Annotated in this window: 19 protein-coding genes; 13 read left to right on the top strand and 6 right to left on the bottom strand. The window is 55.8% G+C overall.

Annotated features, from left to right (window positions below):
- The first annotated feature begins 129 nt into the window (after window positions 1–129).
- The gene (locus tag O77CONTIG1_RS13215; RefSeq protein WP_068511264.1) at window positions 130–2394 is read left to right on the top strand and encodes a GUN4 domain-containing protein; all 2265 of its coding nucleotides are present in this window, start codon (window positions 130–132) and stop codon (window positions 2392–2394) included.
- A 98-nt stretch (window positions 2395–2492) separates the two neighbouring features.
- Here O77CONTIG1_RS13215 and O77CONTIG1_RS13210 read toward each other — a convergent pair whose 3' ends face one another.
- Window positions 2493–3272, bottom strand: coding sequence for a transposase (locus tag O77CONTIG1_RS13210; protein ID WP_068511262.1), 780 nt, complete (start codon window positions 3270–3272; stop codon window positions 2493–2495).
- Between the two features lie 162 nt (window positions 3273–3434).
- Between O77CONTIG1_RS13210 and O77CONTIG1_RS13205 the strand changes: the two genes are divergently transcribed.
- Both O77CONTIG1_RS13205 and O77CONTIG1_RS24545 read left to right on the top strand, forming a co-directional pair.
- A complete protein-coding gene (locus O77CONTIG1_RS13205; RefSeq protein WP_068511260.1) occupies window positions 3435–3908 on the top strand; it encodes an ISAs1 family transposase in 474 nt (157 codons plus the stop codon).
- Window positions 3909–4274: 366 nt separating this feature from the next.
- On the top strand, window positions 4275–4442 hold the full coding sequence (locus O77CONTIG1_RS24545; protein WP_156435241.1) for a hypothetical protein: 168 nt from the start codon (window positions 4275–4277) through the stop codon (window positions 4440–4442).
- 65 nt (window positions 4443–4507) lie between these two features.
- Here O77CONTIG1_RS24545 and O77CONTIG1_RS13195 read toward each other — a convergent pair whose 3' ends face one another.
- Complete coding sequence (locus O77CONTIG1_RS13195) at window positions 4508–4780, bottom strand: hypothetical protein (RefSeq protein WP_156435239.1); 273 nt, start codon at window positions 4778–4780, stop codon at window positions 4508–4510.
- A gap of 674 nt (window positions 4781–5454) precedes the next feature.
- Here O77CONTIG1_RS13195 and O77CONTIG1_RS13190 point away from each other — a divergent pair.
- From O77CONTIG1_RS13190 to O77CONTIG1_RS13165, 6 genes are all read left to right on the top strand, one after another.
- Window positions 5455–6321 carry a hypothetical protein gene (locus tag O77CONTIG1_RS13190; protein WP_068511253.1) on the top strand — a complete coding sequence of 289 codons (867 nt, stop codon included), beginning with the start codon at window positions 5455–5457 and terminating at the stop codon, window positions 6319–6321.
- A 113-nt stretch (window positions 6322–6434) separates the two neighbouring features.
- Window positions 6435–6914, top strand: coding sequence for a 2-C-methyl-D-erythritol 2,4-cyclodiphosphate synthase (gene ispF, locus O77CONTIG1_RS13185; protein ID WP_068511251.1), 480 nt, complete (start codon window positions 6435–6437; stop codon window positions 6912–6914).
- Between the two features lie 68 nt (window positions 6915–6982).
- Complete coding sequence (locus O77CONTIG1_RS13180; RefSeq protein ID WP_068511249.1) at window positions 6983–7540, top strand: NUDIX hydrolase; 558 nt, start codon at window positions 6983–6985, stop codon at window positions 7538–7540.
- A gap of 175 nt (window positions 7541–7715) precedes the next feature.
- The gene (locus O77CONTIG1_RS13175) at window positions 7716–8099 is read left to right on the top strand and encodes a RidA family protein (RefSeq protein ID WP_068511246.1); all 384 of its coding nucleotides are present in this window, start codon (window positions 7716–7718) and stop codon (window positions 8097–8099) included.
- Between the two features lie 350 nt (window positions 8100–8449).
- Window positions 8450–8749: a hypothetical protein gene (locus O77CONTIG1_RS13170; protein ID WP_225894575.1), complete on the top strand. Its 300-nt coding sequence runs from the start codon at window positions 8450–8452 to the stop codon at window positions 8747–8749.
- Between the two features lie 620 nt (window positions 8750–9369).
- Window positions 9370–11589 (top strand): hypothetical protein, encoded by a 2220-nt coding sequence (locus tag O77CONTIG1_RS13165; protein WP_068511244.1) that lies wholly within the window; start codon window positions 9370–9372, stop codon window positions 11587–11589.
- Window positions 11590–11729: 140 nt separating this feature from the next.
- On the opposite strand, the gene O77CONTIG1_RS13160 is transcribed toward O77CONTIG1_RS13165, so the two are convergent.
- Window positions 11730–12890, bottom strand: a complete 1161-nt coding sequence (locus tag O77CONTIG1_RS13160; protein WP_068511241.1) for a PP2C family protein-serine/threonine phosphatase — start codon at window positions 12888–12890, stop codon at window positions 11730–11732.
- A gap of 57 nt (window positions 12891–12947) precedes the next feature.
- On the opposite strand from O77CONTIG1_RS13160, the gene O77CONTIG1_RS13155 reads away from it, so the two are divergent.
- From O77CONTIG1_RS13155 to O77CONTIG1_RS13145, 3 genes are all read left to right on the top strand, one after another.
- On the top strand, window positions 12948–13481 hold the full coding sequence (locus tag O77CONTIG1_RS13155; protein ID WP_084782604.1) for an ATP-binding protein: 534 nt from the start codon (window positions 12948–12950) through the stop codon (window positions 13479–13481).
- 33 nt (window positions 13482–13514) lie between these two features.
- On the top strand, window positions 13515–13916 hold the full coding sequence (cutA, locus tag O77CONTIG1_RS13150; RefSeq protein WP_286132311.1) for a divalent-cation tolerance protein CutA: 402 nt from the start codon (window positions 13515–13517) through the stop codon (window positions 13914–13916).
- A gap of 261 nt (window positions 13917–14177) precedes the next feature.
- Entirely contained in the window at window positions 14178–14828 is a 651-nt protein-coding gene (locus O77CONTIG1_RS13145; protein ID WP_068511235.1) for an LON peptidase substrate-binding domain-containing protein, read from the top strand.
- A 129-nt stretch (window positions 14829–14957) separates the two neighbouring features.
- Here the strand turns inward: O77CONTIG1_RS13145 and pheA are convergent, their stop codons facing one another.
- Window positions 14958–15800 (bottom strand): prephenate dehydratase, encoded by an 843-nt coding sequence (gene pheA, locus O77CONTIG1_RS13140; protein WP_068511233.1) that lies wholly within the window; start codon window positions 15798–15800, stop codon window positions 14958–14960.
- 448 nt (window positions 15801–16248) lie between these two features.
- Between pheA and O77CONTIG1_RS13135 the strand changes: the two genes are divergently transcribed.
- Entirely contained in the window at window positions 16249–16833 is a 585-nt protein-coding gene (locus O77CONTIG1_RS13135) for a DUF1997 domain-containing protein (protein ID WP_068511231.1), read from the top strand.
- Window positions 16834–16899: 66 nt separating this feature from the next.
- On the opposite strand, the gene O77CONTIG1_RS13130 is transcribed toward O77CONTIG1_RS13135, so the two are convergent.
- Window positions 16900–17523, bottom strand: coding sequence for a ribonuclease HII (locus O77CONTIG1_RS13130; RefSeq protein WP_068511230.1), 624 nt, complete (start codon window positions 17521–17523; stop codon window positions 16900–16902).
- A gap of 36 nt (window positions 17524–17559) precedes the next feature.
- Window positions 17560–19665, bottom strand: a complete 2106-nt coding sequence (locus O77CONTIG1_RS13125; protein WP_068511228.1) for a ribonuclease E/G — start codon at window positions 19663–19665, stop codon at window positions 17560–17562.
- Window positions 19666–20044: the final 379 nt, after the last annotated feature.

Here is a 20044-nt window from a genome sequence, read left to right as displayed (position 1 = left end):
CCCTTGCCCCTTGCCCCTTAACGCTTGCACTCGTTCACGAAGCCAGCAGCACCGAAACCGCCTCTTCGGACATCCCTAAGTTTTTAGCAACATAGGCTAAAAAAGAGACATCTGTTTACGCACAGCCCTATGTCTGAGAAACCCCCTGCTCAATCCATCGCGCAACAGCTTGCTGAATTAATAACTACAATCCTCAAGCCTGGCGGGGTTGGAGTGGGCGGGGCAGCTGGGCTGTGGCTGTTGATGTCTGAGAAGAAAGTCGCAGAAGCGATCGCCGCCGTTTTGATTGGCTTTTGCTTTTCTTACTTGGGCAAGCTGCTAGAACCGCTTCATAAAAGCAATCAAGAGCGGCTACAGCGGGCCGGGCAATCCCTCAATTCTAAGGTTGATCAGGGCTTAGCGAAGATCACAGGGTTTGACGATCGCTATCTTCAGCGGCAGGCATGGGCATGTGAGGGCGATCGTCCTGATATCCCGCGAGATGCCATGACCAGCGACACCAGACAAAAAACCATATCGATATTGCTGCTAGAACAGGTCTTTGTGCCTCTAACCCTGGATTCGCGAACCCTGCTACCAGGATACAAGCTGCCTGCAAACTGTGATGTTGAGAAAAAATTGGAGATTTGGGACTTTTTGGCGCAGGTAAGGCAAGATTCGGTCTATCGACAGCTTGTAGTGTTGGCGTGGGGCGGCTACGGCAAAACGACCCTGCTCAAGCACATTGCCCATCGCTATGGCACCAAACAAGCCCCAGAAAATGCACCCCGGCTCATTCCGTTTTTGCTGGTGTTGCGAAAATACCGGGATCTTTTGACCCAAAACCCGCCCAGCCTCCCCGACTTAATTACCCAACATCACATCCCCAAACTGCCCGAAGCAGAGGGTTTGATTCCTCCCGATAATTGGGCAAGGGATTTATTGAGGAAAGGCAATGCACTGATCATGCTGGATGGGTTCGATGAAATAGCGAAAGAGGAGCGTCCCGCAGTGGCTCGCTGGATTAATACACAGTTGGAAGCCTACCGGAACTCAGTGTTTATCCTCACGTCGCGTCCCAAAGCTTATCAAGAGCAAAACCCGGCAGACCGTCTGGATCTGGCAACAGTATTATGGGTGCAAGATTTCGACAAGGAAAAGCGCAAACAGTTTGTGGATCAGTGGTGTTGGGCGCAGGAATATTACGCCAGCGGCAGACGCGATACCCCAGAAGTGAAACACACGGCTCAACAAATTGCAACGGATTTGCTTGATCAAATCGAGTCGCAGGAAGAGCTTCAGAAGTTGGCCAAAAATCCCTTATTGCTCAACATGATCGCCACTTTCCACTGGCGCAATCCGGGAGCAAAACTGCCCAACCGACGAGTTGACCTGTATCGCGACATTTGCCACTTGCAGCTAAAACACCGTCCCAGCGCACGTCAGATTGAAACCGTGCTGACTCGCTGCGAGGCTCAAACCGTCCTGCAACGTCTTGCCCTGGCAATGATGCACGCCAAAAAAGAGCGCGTGAAGCGACCAGTCTTGTTAAAAGCGCTAAATAAGTATTTGCAGCAGCAGAGCGAAACGATTGCAGCCGAAGATTTTCTGGAACAAGTCGTGCAAATTAGCGAACTGCTGGTGCAACAGGAAGAAGAATACGAATTCGCGCACCTCAGCTTTCAAGAGTATTTAGCCGCCACAGAAATCGCTCGGCTTGCTCAGCAGCAACCAAGTCAAGAAAGCCAGTTGTATGAGCGCTTTGATGACGGTTGGTGGAAGCCGACCATTTTGCTCTATGCCGCTCAGGTCAATCCCACTACGCTAGTTCGAGAAATGATCCGTCGAGGCGCGTTTGACCTAGCGCATCTGTGCCTTCTGGAAACCACCAAGCAGTTCGATCCAGCCCTTAACACGGAACTCAACGCTCTCCAAAAAACGGTATCTAACACGCGCTATGCCAAGCTTGAAGCGCTGCTGAGGGATGGACAATGGCGCGAAGCGGATGAAGAAACCTATCGGCTAATGATTACCACCGTCGGCAAGGAAGAAGGGCAATTATTTGACGAAGAAGATTTGGAAAACTTTCCCTGCGAAGACCTGAAGACGATCGATCGCCTCTGGGTTCACTACAGCGGCGGCAAGTGGGGCTTTAGTGTGCAAAAGCGCATCTGGGAAGAGTGCGGCAGCCCGATGGACTACAATGACGACTGGGAAGAGTTTGGCGATCGCGTCGGCTGGCGCAAGGACGACGACTGGTTGAGCTACAACGACCTCACGTTCGACCTCAAAAAATCTCGGCGGGGAGAATTTCCGGTTGCAGGCTGGGTTGGGGTGGAGCTTTGGGTCAGGTATTTGGTAGGGGGTATGGCGTTTTCTTCTCTCGCGCGAAGACTTGTAGACTGTAGCAGATAAGCGCTTCAGCCTTTTCTAAAGTTTTGTAACTCAGCCCATTTCTACCGCATAATCCACCTCCTGTCCTGGCGATCTGTTACCTGGCACCTGACGTTTTTCTACGTCGAGTCGATTATTTCCTCAAACTGGAGCTTCATCACCTCCGGGTCATAGCAATTTGCCAATACAAACTTCTTCGCCACCTGTCGGATCTCCGCTGCCGGGGTTTCCCACTCGTCCCACAGGCTCTTTTGTCCGGGGCTGCTCTTTTTCTTGAGCTTGCTCCGCGCCTTGATTTGCGCCAGCAGTTTCGTTCCCCAATGGTTGCGCTTCTCCGGCTTCGGCTTCGGCTTGTATTTTTTGCAAAACTGGCGATAGATGGCGGCACACAGATCCAACGTTCTGCCCAGCGCCAAAAACGCCGGATGCCACTGCGTCAGCCCGTCCTGGGTCAGTCGGTCATAGCTGCCATAGTTGCTATAGTCATAGAAAAATCCCTGCTGCATTCCCGCTGCCTTGGGGTTGGCGTGGATATAGCGCAGCGTGTTCAGCGCCCGCCGCTTGTCGCTAATGGGAAACCCCGTGCTGTGGTATCGCTTCTCCCAAAAGTGCCCGGTGCGGTTTAGCATTCGGTTCAGGCACATGGCGCTATACCAGTTCAGCCAGTGCATGATTTTCGGCAACTCTTCGGGCTGCTGCGGCTCCAGCAAATAATGCACATGGTTGCTCATAATGCACAGGGCATACAGCTTGAAGCCGTATTTGTCCTGGCATTTCTGGATGGCGTAGAGCAACACTTCGCGGCATTCGGGTTTCGTCAGGCGAAACTCGCGGTTGTTGCAGCGAATGGTGACGTGGTAGCAGAAGCCGGGGCGGAGTTGGCGAGGTTGGCGTGGCATGAGATCCCCCCTAGCCCCCTAGGGTTGATTCTCTACCCGGAAGAATACAGATTGGAAGAGATGAGATCAAGGCGAAGAGATGGGAGTAGAGGCATTAATTGAACAATTAGAAACGATTCCAGATTGGCGCGGGGACGGAAAGTCCAATATCCCCTGTGGTTGATGCTGTTGATGACCTTGTTGGGTGTCATGAGCGGGTATAGCAGCCTCAGAGGGCTAGAAGACTTCATGAAGCGTCACCAACAGGAGGTCGCTGAATTATTCGACTTAGCGAAAGCGAAACTCCCCAGTTACTCCACCTTGCGGGATATGACTCTGCATGTGGATGCCCTCAAGGTTACTGAAATATTCATGCGATGGGCGAACCAAGCATTGCCGACAGAACCAGGGGAGGTGATATCGCTGGATGGCAAAGCGTTAGCTAGTACCCTGAAGGACTGCTATGGCGAGCAGCAAGATTTTGTCACCGTCGTGAGTGCCTGTGTGCAACGGTGGGATGTGGTGATTGGGCAAGTGAGCTTCCATAATGGCGAAAGCAGTGAGATTGTAAGCGTTAGACACTTGCTGCAACAGCTTGATGTCAAAGGCGTGTGGGTGACCTTGGATGCGTTGCACACCCAAAAAAACGGTTTGTGAGATTATCGACGTTGGCAATCATTACTGCATTGGACTCAAAGCCAATCAACGCAAGTTGCTGGAGCAGGCACAGCAGTGCGCTCAAACTCAAGTTCCTCTGAGTTCTCACGAGTTCCTCGATACCTCTCATGGTCGGGTTGTGACTCGTCGGGTTCGAGTCTTTGCTGCTCCCCCAGAGCTATCCCAAGATTGGCAAGCGTTAGCGGCATTTGTCTGCGTTGAGCGTTCGGGAGTCCGTCAGCGACAGCCTTTTAAGCGACAGTCCTGGTTTATCATCTCTCAAGTCATAGACGCTCAACAGCTGAGTGGGATGATTAAGCCCATCGGGGCACAACAGAAAACAAATTACATTGGGTTAAAGATGTCGTGCAGGGTGAAGATGCTTCCTGGATTCGCGCTGCTAACCCTGCAACGCTGATGGCACTGTTGCGCTCCTGGGCAATTTCTTTGTTTCGTAAAGCTGGCTATTCCTCCATTACAAAAGCCATTCGCTTGTTCCAGCATGATTTGCCGACTCTGATTTCTTTTATCTAGAGAATCAGCCCTACCCTCCTGGGGGTGGATAGGCAGACCGGATCAGTCTAATTACTAGTTAGCCCTCAGCGTTCTGGTTCTGTCAGCTTGTCGGTGGGTAGGCGATTCGCCCCCCACTTGCAGAGGCTCGGTTCTTCGAGATCCGGGTCAAGCCGCACACTCCCAAACACTTTCGAGTAAGTTGCAAACTTTAAGTCGCGGTAGATTTGGGTCAGCAGTTCGAGGTTCCAAAAGGTATCCGGGGGGCGATCGCCCAAATATGTCGGTACTGAGAGAAACGGGCGATCGCCGAGAGGTGTGGGTGTTGGGAGATGAAGGGCGATTGCGAAGGCTAACATAAACCGTGTTGCAGCGGATTGACCGAAACCGCTTGGGTTGGATGCAAAGACCTCGGCAACCGCTGACCCGAACCGTTAGAACCAGTCGATTCCCCAAGTCGCAAAACCCACAAATCCCTTCCAGGGATTGAAACGGTACGAGATTAGAAAGGTTTCCACTTTCACGGCGGATACTTTGGACGTATGCCGCGATACGGGTGGCGTGGTGGCCCGCGTTTCGTCCGCTACGTCAAACGAACTCTTTAGGCGGCCAGTTTTTTGGATTCAGTTCCGATGAGTCTTTAAGAGCGTTTAAGTTTGCCTGCGGGATGGGGCTAGTGCGGCTGTCAATCAGGCGACTGGGAAGGGCACGTAGCGGGCGGAAACGGGGCGGATAGAATAGCGCTGAGGAATTCCGTAGCCAGTTCCTATTTACTGGACAAACGTAACCAAAAACGTGGCAGTGAAGCAGATCCGGTTTTGGGACTGGTGAAGCACAGATACGACAATCAGGGGCACTTGAAAGTTTGTCGCCGCTGGATAAAGCGATACTATAAAAACCTGGTGATAGGGTTCGGAGCATACATAATAAAGGGGCGATCGCATTCCGATCGCCCTTCTTTGTTTACAATGATTTTCTACAAACCGTAGTCTTAAAATCACTGGAAACGCCATCAGGCTGCTGCCAAGCGATTATGGTAGACCCCATCGACGATATCGAGCGTCAGGCACGCCAAGGAAGCGTGTCGGCGATTATTCAGGTGCTAAACGAACGGCTGGCGGATGCTGGCGTGCGGACTCGTGCGGTGCTGGATCACGGCGTGCTTCAGCTTTTATGCGAGGCGGAGACGCTGGAACAGTTGGAACAGCAGTCGCTCGTTGAAGATGTCCGCTACATCTTGGAGCGGCTCAGTCCCAATGGCATTCGTCGTGTCAATATCAACAGCCGTATTGTGCGAGAGCAGCAGCTTCTCTGGCTTGAGGATATCCAGCGCGACCCCAAAAAACAACTCCTCTGGTCGCAAGAAATTACCCTGCCCCAGCCCAACCCGCTCCAGCGCATGGTCGAAGACTGGCGCTATAACCGAATGCTCGACATTGCTAAACCTGCGGCCCAATCCCCCACCGAGGCACGCGCCAAGAAACAGTTTTGGCGGGGCATTCTGATTGGCGGGCTGAGCCTGGGGGTGCTGGCGCTGCTGGTGGGCTGGGCCCTGGCCGACTGGCTGGGCATTTCTCTTCCCAAGCCGATGGAGCAGGTCGTCGCGCCGGCCTCGCCAGTGGAGTCGTCCCCGTCTCCTGCGCCTGCCCCCACGCCCGATCCCTTTGTCCAAGCGGTGCGGCTGGCAGAGGCGGCCGTGCGCGATGGGCAAACGGCGCAAACCTCGGCCGACTGGCTAGACCTGGCCAGCCGATGGCAGCGAGCGTCCGATCTCATGGCCCAAGTGCCTGCTACCGACAGCCGCTATACCACTGCCCAAAACCGCGTCGTGCTTTACCGGGAGAACAGCAGCGCCGCACTGCAACAGGCAGATCGGTTGCGACAAGGGGGCAGTAATTAGCTTGCAATTGGGCGCTGGGCGATCGCCCGCTTTCGAGCAGGGCTTAGCGTGAGAGAGCATCTTTTCTGCAACACACTTTCCACGAAACTCTTTCCACGAAATTCTGAAACTCTATGGCGATTCGGATTGGGAACGGCTACGACATTCATCGACTGGTGGGCGATCGCCCCCTCATCCTGGGCGGCATTAAGATAGACCATGAACTGGGGCTGCTGGGCCACAGCGATGCCGATGTGCTGACCCACGCCATCATGGACGCGATGCTGGGAGCGCTCAGCCTGGGCGATATTGGGCACTACTTTCCGCCCACCGACCCGCAGTGGGCCGGAGCCGACAGCCTGAAGCTGCTGGAACAAGTCCACGCGCTAATTCAGTCACAAGGTTGGCAGATTGGAAATATCGATTCTGTCATCGTGGCAGAGCGGCCCAAACTGAAGCCGCACATTAAAACAATGCGCGATCGCCTCGCCACCACCCTCCAACTCGCCCCGGATCAAATCGGCATCAAAGCCACCACCAACGAAAAGCTGGGCCCCGTCGGACGAGAAGAGGGGATCGCGGCCTACGCAGTAGCGCTGCTGATGCGAGCGTGATGGCATCCTCCAAACCGTCTCCCGCCACCCCCTCACTCCAAAATCTCGCTACCTACCCCTTCCAGACCATGGCCCACGAACCTCCCCAGCGCCTCAAGCAAAAGCTCCTCTTTCAGGGACGCAAGTTCAACTTTGAGGTGAGCCGCCTGCGCCTGCCAAACGGAGCCGAGGGCGATTGGGAATGTGTGCGGCATCCGGGCGGGGCAGTGGCCGTGCCCATGACGGCAGAGGGCAAGCTGGTGCTGGTGCGGCAATATCGCTTTGCGGCATCGCGGCGACTGCTGGAGTTTCCCGCAGGCACGATCGAGAAAGACGAAGACCCACTAACCACTGCCCAGCGCGAAATTCAGGAAGAGACCGGTTACAAAGCCAGCCAGTGGCACAAGCTGGGGCAGTTTTTCCTGGCTCCGGGCTATTCCGACGAGATTATTTACACCTACCTAGCAACGGAGTTGGAGAAGCTAGACACGCCGCCAGGATTGGATGAAGATGAGGATCTGGAAACCCTCTTGTTGACCCCGCAGGAGCTAGAGCAAGCCATCCTAGACGGGGAAGCGGTGGATTCCAAGTCGATTTCCAGCCTGTTGCTGCTGCGCTCCTACTTGCAGTCCCGGCAGTCGGACTGAGGTTAATTTTGGATTTTAGATTGGCGATTTTAGATTGCTAGTCCAGGAGGCTGAAAGGCTTTTCGTGATTCCATCTGGAGCGCTGTTTGCGAGACTTAAATATAATTGCCTCCTTCGTAATGAGGGCGTGGTGCTGTCCAGATTTCTGCAACCTAAAACCTCATTTCTCTTCATCATGAGTCGCCGCCTGATTTCCTCCGGTTCCTTTTTTGAACGTGAAGTCGCCTACTCTCGCGTTGTGGTGGAGGGCGATTGGGCGTTTGTGTCGGGCACCACGGGCTACGACTATCGCACCATGACGATTTCGGACGACGTAGTAGAGCAGGCAGAACAAACCCTGAAAAATATCAGCGCCGCCCTGGACGAAGCCGGGTTTTCTCTGGCGGATGTGGTGCGCGTTCGCTACATCGTGCCCAACCGAGAAGACTTTGAACCCTGCTGGCCCGTGCTGCGAAAATACTTCGGAGAGATCCGCCCCGCTTCAACGATGATCGTGGCGGGATTAGCCGATTTGAATATGCGAATAGAAATCGAAGTGACGGCCTATCGCCCTTCCTGACCTGAGATTGGGGAACCTGGGGATGCGGTGTGCTGTGTTGTGGAAGGAGAAGACGTGGGGTGGCTGGCATAGGACAATTGACGAGGGCGATCGCATCCAGTACAATCGTCCATCAAGCTGTGAATGACCCCAAGTCAGCGCGGCTTACCTTTCCCCCGAAATTTTGGTCGTTTAGTCATCCACGGCATTGGCAGGTGTTAGCAGCACCCACCAACGCCTGACCCCTCGACAGTCACCGCCTGTCTCAGGGCTGCGTCCATTGTAGGCCGCCCTGTCCCAGTGCTTCACCTCCGGGGGCGGCCAACATTTCGGGGTTTCCTACCCCACTCGTTTCCTGGAGGAAACCCCAAATGCTGACAATTCAATACACCTGGTCGTCCCCGCGCTCGGAGGCGACCCAGTTTTCGCTGCCGCCGCTCACCTGCGAACTGCCGCGCCGTCGCCGCCTGCGCCACTACATCATCGGCCTGCCCGAAGACGCGCAACTGGCCATCGACCGGCTGCACCTGCTCCGCTATGCCGAACGCTTCGAGTGGACGCACGCCCTCGAATTTCCGCCCAACGGCATCGTCCTCAACGCCGAGCAACCCGGCGAAGTGCTGCGCTGCCTGCACCGCGAAATGCGGAGCAACCCTAGCGCGAATGAGTAAGAACAGATAAGGGCGATTTTGGGTTTTGGATTTTGGATTTTGGCCGGTCAACCTCCCAATCCAAAATCCAAACTCCCCAATCCCCAATCGAAAATTTCAGGTGGTGGATTATCGTAAAGGATATAAAAAAGGTAAAGCTGTCATATTCGTAGATTTTGGGGGAGTAGGCTCCATGACCATCGAGATGACCTGCCCAACCTGTGGGTCTCATGACATCTCCAAGAACCGTCCACGATTATAATCGCCGTGTCAGAGAGAATCTGACAGAACAGGGCAGGCTCAACGTTTCCTCTGTCCTTTACTAAAAGGTAATACCACACCCCATTTGGTGAGGTTGATGCATTCACTACAAATTAGTCCAATCACCATCCAAATCAGGGTTTGCAGATGACGGCGATCTGCCCATTGTGTGGATTGACCCAAAAGGTCACATCGCTGATCATAAAGACGGGAGGTTCGCATGGTTCAGTTGTGTTTGTGTGGTAACTTTCACACTAATCCGCGAGTGCCCTTTTACCAAGGGCTTAGCCTCCCTCCTTTTCAAGTTTTGTCAGTCAACCAGGGGTACACCTGGATTTTCGCTGGGTACGGATGCAAGCGCTCCGACCGCTAACCCAGCGTTGCAGCGCCACGCCTTCACAGGCGAACTGGACGAAGTTCGCATCTGGAAAGTCGCCCGCACGCTGGAGCAAGTTCAAGATAATCTGTTCCGTCCGATCGCGGGTGATTTTGAACAGCTCCTCGCCTACTACCACGCCAGCGAAGTGAGCAACACACTGCAAGATGGCTCTGGACGCGGGCTGCATCTGGCGATTCCAGGCACTGCGCCCAACTCGCCGCTGACGGACGCGACCCTGGCTTACTTCGCCCTGTCTACGGCCCCCGTCAGCACAGAAACCGCCCAGGTTCGCAGCGCCCTGGCCCAGGTCAAGACCGACTTTCATGACGTGTTGACAAACGCGCCTGCGGTGCAGGAATACGGCGATATGCAATCCGATTCGGCGGGCAACCTGATAGGCGTGATGAAGCGCTGCTACGCCTACATCCGCAACGGCCAGTGGCGGCTGCTGACGGGCTACAAGGTCGGCGATCTGGAGCTGGAGTGGGTGGGGCAGGCGCAGTATGACCCGCAGCTCATCGGCTTTATCGAGGGTGCGCCGCCCGTGCCCAGCGAAAACCTAACGGTGCGCGATACCTACGAAAAGGTCAGCACGGTGGAACTCACCGAAGCCGACCAGATGATGTACACCTACGCCAACACGGGCGATCGCAGCTATAAAACTGCCCTCAATATGAAGCTCGGTGCGGGCTTTAAGGTGAAAAACGAGGCTGGGTTTGGGCTGGTGGTGGAAACCGTCAACACGAACCTAGTGCTGGGCATCAAGGGCAATATGGAAACCAACACAAGCTGGCTGCAAAGCAGCACCGTCAGCTTTGGCAAAACCACCAACACCCTCAGCCGCTTGACTGCTCAGGGCGACTGGGAAGCCGATGCCCGGCCGCGCTATCCCGAACTGGGTAAGCGCTATGTGCCGAAAAACGTCGGCTTTGCGCTGGTGCAGTCGGAAACGGCGGATGTGTTTGTGATGCGGCTGAAGCATCGCGACCCGGCGCGGCGGGTGACGGTGGCCCTGCGGATGCAGCCCAACCCCGACATCCCCAAAGACTGGAACGTGATCATGTTCCCAATGAATCCCAAGTATGTGAAGCAGGGGACGCTGGACGGTCGCGTGGGGCTGAATGTCGATGCGGTGGATTATCCCAACGCCACCGACTCTAGCCCCGACCGCAGCTACTTCAAGCCAATCGAAGCCTATGCCCTGAAGCAGCGCATCGAGCGGGAGCAGAAGGAGCTAGAGGCCGACTATCGCAGCTATGACGTAGAACCTGCGGGCAAAAAGGGCATGGCGCGAGGGACACCCGTTCTCCCCCTAGTGGGAACCAGCATCGGTGCAGCGATCGAAGGCGGCATTGCTCTGAATCAGGAAGATAAGCTACCCGAACTGACACGGCGCAACCTATTCAACACCTACGTTTGGACGGCGGACGGCGGGCTGTTTGCCGAAACGCAGCAGTTTATGGAGACCCAGCAAGAGGTGATTGGCGGCACATTCTCGGTGTCGGGTCAAATTGGGGGCTATATGGACTTCAACACGGCGATCGCCGGAGTTGCGGTGAACTTTGAGCTGGAGTCCTTCTGGGGCGGCAGCCAGACCCTCACCAAAACCAAGACCAGCGCCTCCCAAAGCTCCTTCGGCGTGACGGTGGATCTGGATGTGGAGCGCAACATCCAGGTCGCCAACCCGCAGCAGGCGGAACGGTTGGGTCTGTCGCTGTATGATGCCAAGGGCGATCGCGCTAAGTGCCCCGGCAAGGTCGATGGCTATCGCTTTATGACGTTCTATCTGGAACCCAGCCAGGAACACTTCAAGGACTTTGAAAACAAAGTGATCGACCGGGCGTGGCTGGAGCAGAGCAATGACCCGAATGCGATCGCCCTCCGTCAGTCGATCAAGCAAAAAGTCGGCAAGCCCTGGCGCGTCATGCACCGCGTCACCTATGTCAGCCGCGTGCTGCCCCGGTATGGCTCTCCCGCCGCATCTCCGGCAGAAGACACACTGCGCGCCGCCAACATCGAAAGCAACTGGGAACTGATCAAACGATTGGAACCCTACGTGCAGTCGAAAACACGCAGCTACGGCGATCTGGCAGATGCAATTCGTGAGGTCATTTCTCGGTTTATGCCAGAACTGGCCAGCGCCGAGAGCTACATCATCGAATACATGAGCCGCTACTACCAGGTGTTCCCAGATTCGGTGCTGCAAGGCCAGGTGCAATAAGCGACTCCCGGCAACCAATTGCCTGAGGGTTCTGTAAATCGTGGGGTGTGCTGCTCGCTCTTAGAGTGGCACACCTTTTTTTGATTCACGCATCGAGTAAGTATGTCCCATTTGTGTGTTGGCGGGGTGATCGGCTGCAATTAGTGAAACGCGATTTGCAGAATAGACAGATCATCGCTAAAAGTAGACACGCCGCCCTGACTGCGAACTGCTTGCAGCAAGAGATCGAGATTCGGGATAGTAGTTGCACCACTGGATGCAAAGTTAGACAAAGTGTTGATAAACGGATGCAATCCCCAAGTGGGCTGCCCCGCAGAACTGGGCAAGTCATAGATGCCGTCGCTGAAGATATACAGCAGGCTGCCGGGGGGAATGGTGCAGCGATCGCTCTCAAAGATGGTATCAGACAGCATCCCGATCGGCACTCGACGCATCCCCAGCAGGCAAGTCTCAGAGGGTTTATCCGGCTGGGGCAGCAGTCGTCCCGGCATCAGCACAGCGGGCGGATGTCCGGCGCAGGCGTAGGTGAGCTGCCGCTTGACTTTGTTGTACACGCCATACCAGATGGTAAAGTACTTGTCGTGCTGGCTGTCCATCTGAAAGGCTTCATTCAGCGCCCGTAGCACAACGTGGGGCTGGTAAAAGTTGACATTGGGCAACGACTGCGATCGCAGCAGGTTTAGCACCGTAATCGACGGCAGCGCCGCGCCCAGTCCGTGCCCCGACACATCCAGCAAATACATCGCCAGATAGTCTGGGTCGAGCCAAAAATAGTCAAAACAGTCGCCCCCAAGCTGGCTGGAGGGAATAAAGCGGCTGTCGATTTCAATGTCGCCCGTCAGTGGAGCCGGGAGGAGCGATCGCACGTAGGAGGCGGCTTCCGATAGCTCCTTTTCGAGCAGGCGCTTTTGGGTTTGCAAATCTTCACTCAGCGAGTGCAGCCGTAGCCCCGCCCGCACTCGCGCCTGAAGCTCATTAATTTCAATCGGTTTCGCCAAAAAGTCATCCGCGCCCGTATCCAAGCCCTGAATTCGATCTTCCACAGCACTCTGAGCTGTGAGTAAGATGAAGAAGGTAGTGGACAAATCCGGATTTGCCTTGACCCGGCGGCAAACCTCTAGCCCGTCTAGTCCTGGCATCACCCAATCCGACACAATTAGCGCGGGCCGCAGCTTTTCGGCTAGCGCTAGCCCAGTCTCCCCGTCCTCTGCGATCGCAACCTCATAGCCCTGGGATTGCAGCGCTTTTTTCAAAACTGTTTGAATCATTGAGTCGTCGTCGATGATAAGAATCTGCGGCATGGGAAGACTAGGGCTAGAGCAATGACACCTTGACGATAGTTATTAAGATAAGCGTTTATGTCGTCCTCTTCCGGCTTCACCTCCCAAGAGACGAGGATTTCCTGCGAAGTCTCGCCCGCCCGATCGGCACCGCGATCGCCTCAGTTGACCATGCTCCGGAGCGAGCAGATTCAGGTCGATACCCAGCTCAGCGAGCTAAATCATGTCTTGGACTGGTTTGACGGCCTGCGATGCGCGGGCATTCCAGAGCTGGTCTGGCTGCAATGTCAGTTGGCGCTGGCCGAAGGCTTTACCAATGCCGTCCGCCATGCTCATCGCAACTGTTCACCAGACACTCCAATCGAAATTAGCGTCACCATTTTCAAAGAGGTTTTGGAAATTCAGATCTGGGACTGTGGCCCGACGTTTAATTTGCGAAAAATGCTGGAAGCGATTCCAGATGAGGTAGACCGGGATGCTGCAGGCGGTCGGGGGCTGCTGCTGATGAAAAAAACAGCGGACATTCTAGACTATCGGCGATCGCCCGATCAGCGGAACTGCCTCCTTTTTGTGAAACATTACACCCGGCAAGACTTAGCCAGACCAGACTAGAGCAGCCTCAACGCATCAGTTCCGCAGCACCGTATGAGTGACCTCCCCGCAATGCGCGATCTCCCAGCGCCGTATGGTTTGGTGCTGACGACGGCCGCTTCTCGCACCGAAGCAGAGGCGATCGCCCGCGCCCTAGTCGCCGAACGGCTGGCGGCCTGCGTCAGCCTGTTCCCCGTCCATTCGGTCTACACCTGGCAGAATACCTTGGAGCAGCAAGACGAGTGGCAGCTTGTGATCAAGACTGACCTAACCCTGTTTCCAGACCTCGAAACCAAAATCCGGGAACTCCACAGCTACGACGTTCCCGAAATCCTCGCGCTGCCGATCGCAGCCGGATCAGCAGACTATCTCAACTGGTTAGGAGCATCAGTTAGCCCCCTGTCGCCCCTATCGAGGGTCAGCCTTCAGCATCAGGACGACAAGTCAGAACGCTAAAACTTCAGACCACTAAAAGCGAAGATCACGAACAGCTCAGAACACCATGCAGAGCGCTGAGCGCAGTTTGTCGAACCTTGGGAAAACCAGAGGAATGCGATAAACTGAAGGACAAGTGCCCAAAGCTTTGTGTACACGGCAATGGCGGTCCACCAGCACCATCATCAGCGCTGCATCGGCGGTCTATAGTCGTTGCAGTGCGTGTGAGTGCAGGTGCGTCTCTAGCGCTCTCTGGCTCTGATACTGATTAGACAGAACTCAATGGCATTTTCTTCATCGGTTGCGGTTCGAGAACTCCCCCTCTTCCCCCTTTCAGAGGTTGTTCTGTTTCCGGGGCGGCGACTCCCCCTCCACATTTTTGAATTCCGCTACCGAATCATGATGAACACCATTCTTCAGAGCGATCGCCGCTTTGGAGTGTTGATGGTAGACCCTGCGGATGGTCGCGTTGCGAGCGTGGGATGCTGTGCTGAGATCACCAATTTCCACCGGATGCCCGACGACCGCATGAAGATTATGACCGTAGGGCAGCAGCGCTTTCGAGTGTTGGACTACGTGCGCGAAAAGCCCTATCACGTCGGTCTAGTCGAGTGGATCGAAGACCACCCCACCGAGCGAAACCTCCACTCTCTGAGCATTGAGGTCGATCAGCTCTTGCGAGATGTGGTGCGGCTCTCGGCCAAGCTGACTAATCAGGAAATCGAAGTGCCCGACGATATTCCAGATTTGCCGCTGGAGCTGTCTTATTGGGTCGCCAGCAATCTGTACGGCGTGGCTCAAGAGCAGCAGGCATTGTTGGAGCTTCAAGACACGGCGGCTCGCCTAGAGCGAGAAGCAGAAATTTTAACCTCGACTCGCAGCCACCTTGCCGCCCGGACTGCGCTAAAAGATGCCCTGCGCTTCGATGGCTAGTGCCGGCCAGCGTAAGTAGGCTGGCCGCTCGTAGTGGTGACTTCGATCGCCCGATTCACGTCTACTCTCCCAAAGGCAGGCTAAGTCTGCATGGCAAATTGCTTCGCTCCCAGAAACGTTCGAGATGCGCTAGTCCGCAGTCGCAATGGAGTAGCTACCCAGCAGTTTTAGGGTTTCGGTGTGCTGCCCTAGCTCCTGGAGGGCCTGCTGAACGGTCGGATCATCCGCGCTGGCTTCGATGTCAATGAAAAAGACGTAATCTCCGAGCGATCGCTTGCTGGGTCGAGACTCGATCCGGCTCAGGTTGAGATTGCGGGTCGCAAAGACTTGGAGCGGCGTGACCAATGCGCCAGGGACGTTGGCGGGTACGCTGAAGGCCAGGGAGGTGTGGGTGCCGCTGGAGGATGGCGTTAACCCCAAGACCCAAAAGCGAGTGCAATTGTCAGGATAGTCGTTAATCGGGTAGCTCAGCACGGGCAAATTGTAGAGCTTGGCAGCGCGGCGAGAGGCGATCGCCCCTGCCTGAGGCTCTGAGTCTAGCCGGTGCAGGGCTTCGGCGTTTGAACTGGCGGGCATCAGCCGCGCCTCTGGCAGCATCCGCTCTAGCCACCCCTGACACTGGGCGAGGGCCTGCGGATGTGCATACACCGTTTGCAGGGATGCCAGATCGGGGGCGCGGGAGATGAGCGCATGGTCTATCGGCAACACAATTGCCCGCTGGATTTGCAAGGAATTCATCTGCCAGAGCGTATCCAGGGTGGTGGTGACGCTTCCCTCAATCGAGTTTTCGACCGGCACAACCGAAAGCTGGGTTTCGCCGCTCTCGGTGGCCCGCAGCGTTTTTGGAATGCTGGAATAGGGACGCAGTTCGCTCGACAGTCTTGCCGTGCTTTCTAACCATGCCTGACAGGCGATCGCCGCATCTTCGGCATAGGTTCCGGCTGGCCCAAGATGAGCAATCAAAATAGTCATACAGTGTCCAGTAGAAATCTCAGCATTCCCTGTAAAGCCTCCGTATACTACCTATAGTCAAGGTAGATTTCTGGGAAAAGCTGTAAAATTTGTTTAAGGGATGGCCAACACGCTTGTTTGCAGCTTCATATTGCTTCAGGATGAACTTAGCTGATGCAAATGAACCCGCGAGTCAATCGCCCAGTCTCTCCCCCGGCAAGTGCCCAGTCAAGCGTAAATTCTGGCGATTCCCTAATGTTTCAGGCAGAGTGCTACGCAACCTCTGGGGTATTGTTTCCAGCGCGGACTGGTGATGCATTGCTCGACTGAAGCGCTGAGCGATTACGCACTAGCTTTTTGCTACTGAGTCTTTTGTCTTTTTGCAATGGATGGTTAAGCAGGCGGCAAGGTCATTCAGTTTTCATGTCCCCTGCCCTGCAATTTATTTTTTCTCCTCACGCTATCTGACATGCAGACTCGTTTCTCCGCCTCCCAATCGGTCGAACTCAAGGTTCCTGAGCAGCCGATTCCAATTCAGCACTATCTGCGCCAGCCTCATCGGCTCGTAACCGCGCTGGTTGACCCCAGCCGGGTTGAAGCATTGGGGGGCGATCGCTTTCGCCTCAAGATGCGCCCCATTACGTTTCTTACGCTTAGCCTTCAGCCCACAGTCGATATTGATATTTGGCATGATGCGGAAGGCGGCATCACGCTGCGGTCGGCGGGCAGCGAAATTTTGGGCGTGGACTATATCAACGAGCGATTTCATCTCGATTTGCTGGGCCAACTGATGCCTGTGCAAACGCGCTACGGAACTCGCCTGCTGGGTCAAGCCAATTTGCAGGTTGAGGTCGGTCTGCCACCTGCGCTCTGGGTTACGCCCCGCCCTTTGCTAGAGGCAACCGGAAACGGACTGCTGCGGAGCGTTTTGGGCACGATGAAGCAGCGGCTCATGCATCAGCTTTTGGTGGATTATGAAAATTGGGTCAGGGCGCAGCTCGCAGAACCGGCTCGCGCTTCACTCTCCTTCGCACCAGATTTGGCAGCAGACTGAGCCAGTGAACCCAATGCTTAGCCCAGATTTGGGCACTATGTCTCCCCACGTTTCAGCGGCGAGGCTTTAGGAGCCGAAGTCGAGGATCTGCTGGATTGGAGGGTGATCTAGGTGATCTATCTGACAAGGCTTGAAACTGCGGCGGTGCTGGGGTGTGCAGCCGTAGGTTTGGAGCGCTAGCCGATGGGCCGCCGTGCCGTATCCCTTATTGGTGGCCAGGTCGTAGTGGGGATATCGATCCGAGAGGCGAACGATCAGGCGATCGCGCCAAACTTTGGCAAGGATACTGGCGGCGGCGATCGCCAAACAGGTCTGGTCGCCCTTGATGATTGGCTGCTGGGGAATGGGCAGGCCAGGAATGCACTGGTTGCCGTCCACCAAGCACATCTCCGGCTGTGGGCTGAGGCGGGCGATCGCCCGACGCATGGCCAATAGCGATGCCTGCAAAATATTGAGGCGATCAATCTCCCGCACCGAGGCAAAACCAACCCGGCAATCCATCGCAAGACGACGCACTTGTTCCACCAGGCGATCGCGCTGAGCGGGCGACAGGAGCTTGCTATCCGTCACACCCAGCGCCGTCAGTTCGGCAGCAGCACTTTCTGGCAAGATCACGGCGGCGGCCACCACGGGCCCAAACAGCGCCCCCCGCCCGACCTCATCCACGCCCGCGATTAGCTCGGCTGCCATCTGCCCTCTTCTACCTCAGGTACATCCAGTGGCTGACTAGGAGGCCGACTCGTCGGCTGACACAGACGATCGGCGGCGGCGGCGACGACGAGGGGCGCTGCTATCTCCAGCCGCATTGCCGTCCTCAGGGTCGGAACTAACCGGGGCGATCGCGACTTCAGCGGGCAGGCTTTCTGCATTTGCCACAGGCTCAGCCAGCGCAGCCGATTTCAGAATAGGGTCTGGCGCTGGCGTAGATTCGGCTTTTTCTTTTTCTTGTAGCAGCGCAGCAGAGATCCCGCTGCCATTGCCAGAAGTTGTACCAGAAGCCGTCGAGTTGCCCCCCTGTCGCCCCTGCCCCGGCAGCGCAACCATCACCACCGTTGTTTTTGGATCTTTCACCGGTTCCGGTGCCAACACCAGCGGCGAAACCCCCATCAGCGCATAAATCTCTTGCTCCTCTGGGGTCATCTCCACCGTGATCACCTGCTGTGGCTCTGCGGCGGCTCGCTCTCGTCGCCCGCGCCCACCCCGCTCTGGCTTTTCTGAGCGCCCTTCCCGCCCCTCTCGCCCCTCTCGGCTCTCTTTTCCTAGGGTTGGTGTGGAGCCGTTCAGCACGGGCAGTTCTTCAAGCGCAACGGGCGCGTCTGTATCCGCCTCAAGGTCGGGCGATCGCCCCCCATTCCCCCGCACCACCGGCTCAGCAGAGCGGGGCGGGCGGCTGCGGCGGCGGCGGCGACTATCCACTCGGCTTCGGTCTTGATAGCTGGGGTGGTTGGTCAAATCTAGCTCCTGCTGCTCTGCCAGTGCCGGAGAGCCAAACTCTAGCTCCGGAGCGTCCCAAGGCTCTCTCAACTGCACAGCCCGCGACTCATGAGCAGCCGGGAACGTGCGGGGCACTTCAGCAGGCACAGCCACCTCCTCAGCATCTCCGGGCAAATGCACCACATGCCCCAGCCCGCCGCAGGTCGGACACGCCTTTCCAAACAATTCGTAAATATTTTTCCCTTGGCGCTTCCGGGTCAGTTCCACCAGTCCCAGTTCCGTTAGCTGAGCAATTTGGGGCCGGGCCTTATCAGCCCGCAGCGCCTTATTAAACTGCTCCAAAACCTGGAGTTTGTCCCGGTGGGAATCCATATCAATAAAGTCCACCACAATCACCCCGGCAATGTTGCGAAGCCGGAGCTGGCGGGCAATTTCTGCTGCCGCCTCGCAGTTCGTCCACAGCACGGTTTCTCGCGCTGTCGCAGAGCGAGTAAAGGAACCAGAGTTCACGTCAATCACCGTCAGCGCTTCGGTGCGCTCGATGATGATGTATCCGCCAGAAGGCAAGTCTACTCGCGGCTTCAGCGCCTCGCGAATCGCCGCATTCACCCGAAAATATTCCAGAATGGGCGTGCGTTCGCGGTGGTGGTCAATCAACACGCCGACCGGAGCCTTACCGCCGCTCCAGTTCATCAAATGCTGTTTAACGCGCTTTGCCCCCGTATGGGAGTCCACCACGATACGGTTTACGTCAGCGCTGTAGACATCCCGCAGCACCCGCTGAATAAAATCATCATCTCGATTCAGCAGACAGGGCGGACGGGTATTGGCAGCTTCTAGCTGAATAGCTTCCCACTGTTTTTGCAGCGCTTCCAAATCTTCGATAATGGCTTCTTCCGGCACGCCTTCCGCTTCGGTTCGCACCAATAACCCCATGCCCGCTGGTTTTACCAAAATCGCCAGGGCCCGCAGGCGATTTCGCTCGTTTTCATTGCGAATTCGGCGCGACAGATTCACGCCCCGTCCAGAGGGCATCAATACCAGATAGCGTCCGGGCAGGCTGATGTTTCCGGTGAGCCGGGGTCCTTTATTGCCGGTCGGCTCTTTCATAATTTGCACCAGCACCTTTTGCTGGGGCACGAGCAGTTCGGTGATGGGGGCGGCCGCTTTTTTGAGGCGGAGCGGACCGAGGTCAGACACATGGATAAAGCCGTTGCGCTCGCTGTCTCCAATGTTCACAAAGGCAGCATCAATCCCCGGCAAGACATTTTCCACAATGCCCAAGTAGATGTCGCTGACCTGGTGGCTGCCGGTTGCAACAATTAGCTCTTGAATTTGGTCTCCTGAAAAGACGGCGGCGATTCGATGCTGCTCAGCAATAATAATTTGTTTTGACATTCAAGTTCCTCAGAACGGGGCAACGCAGAGCGAACAGATTCGCGGGATGCGCTTCTGCGGTGATTTTGTGTGTAGATCTGTAAACACGGAAGACCCTGGTATCGGCGAGTAGACGAGGAATGCCCTACTACCCATCGATTCGACAGCGTACTGCTTCTAACTTCTCTGGATGTAAAGACAATTAAAGAGCTGCCTGCCGTTTCAATACCTGGAGCTTTCTGATACCCGGAGCTAGCGCTCGCTAGTGGTCTGTCAACGCTCGACTCATGGGCTGATTGACTCACGAGTTGGCTCACGAACTGCGGATGATGCAGCTAGTGAGTCCGCAAAAGCTGCTTGACGCAACACTAGTCAAGCTTGATAGAACTGGGCAAACCTT

This window comes from Leptolyngbya sp. O-77, assembly GCF_001548395.1.
In the GTDB taxonomy this organism is placed as follows: domain Bacteria; phylum Cyanobacteriota; class Cyanobacteriia; order Elainellales; family Elainellaceae; genus Thermoleptolyngbya.
The sequence above is the reverse complement of the archived record's forward strand: the minus strand, read 5'-3'. Positions and strand labels throughout refer to the sequence as shown.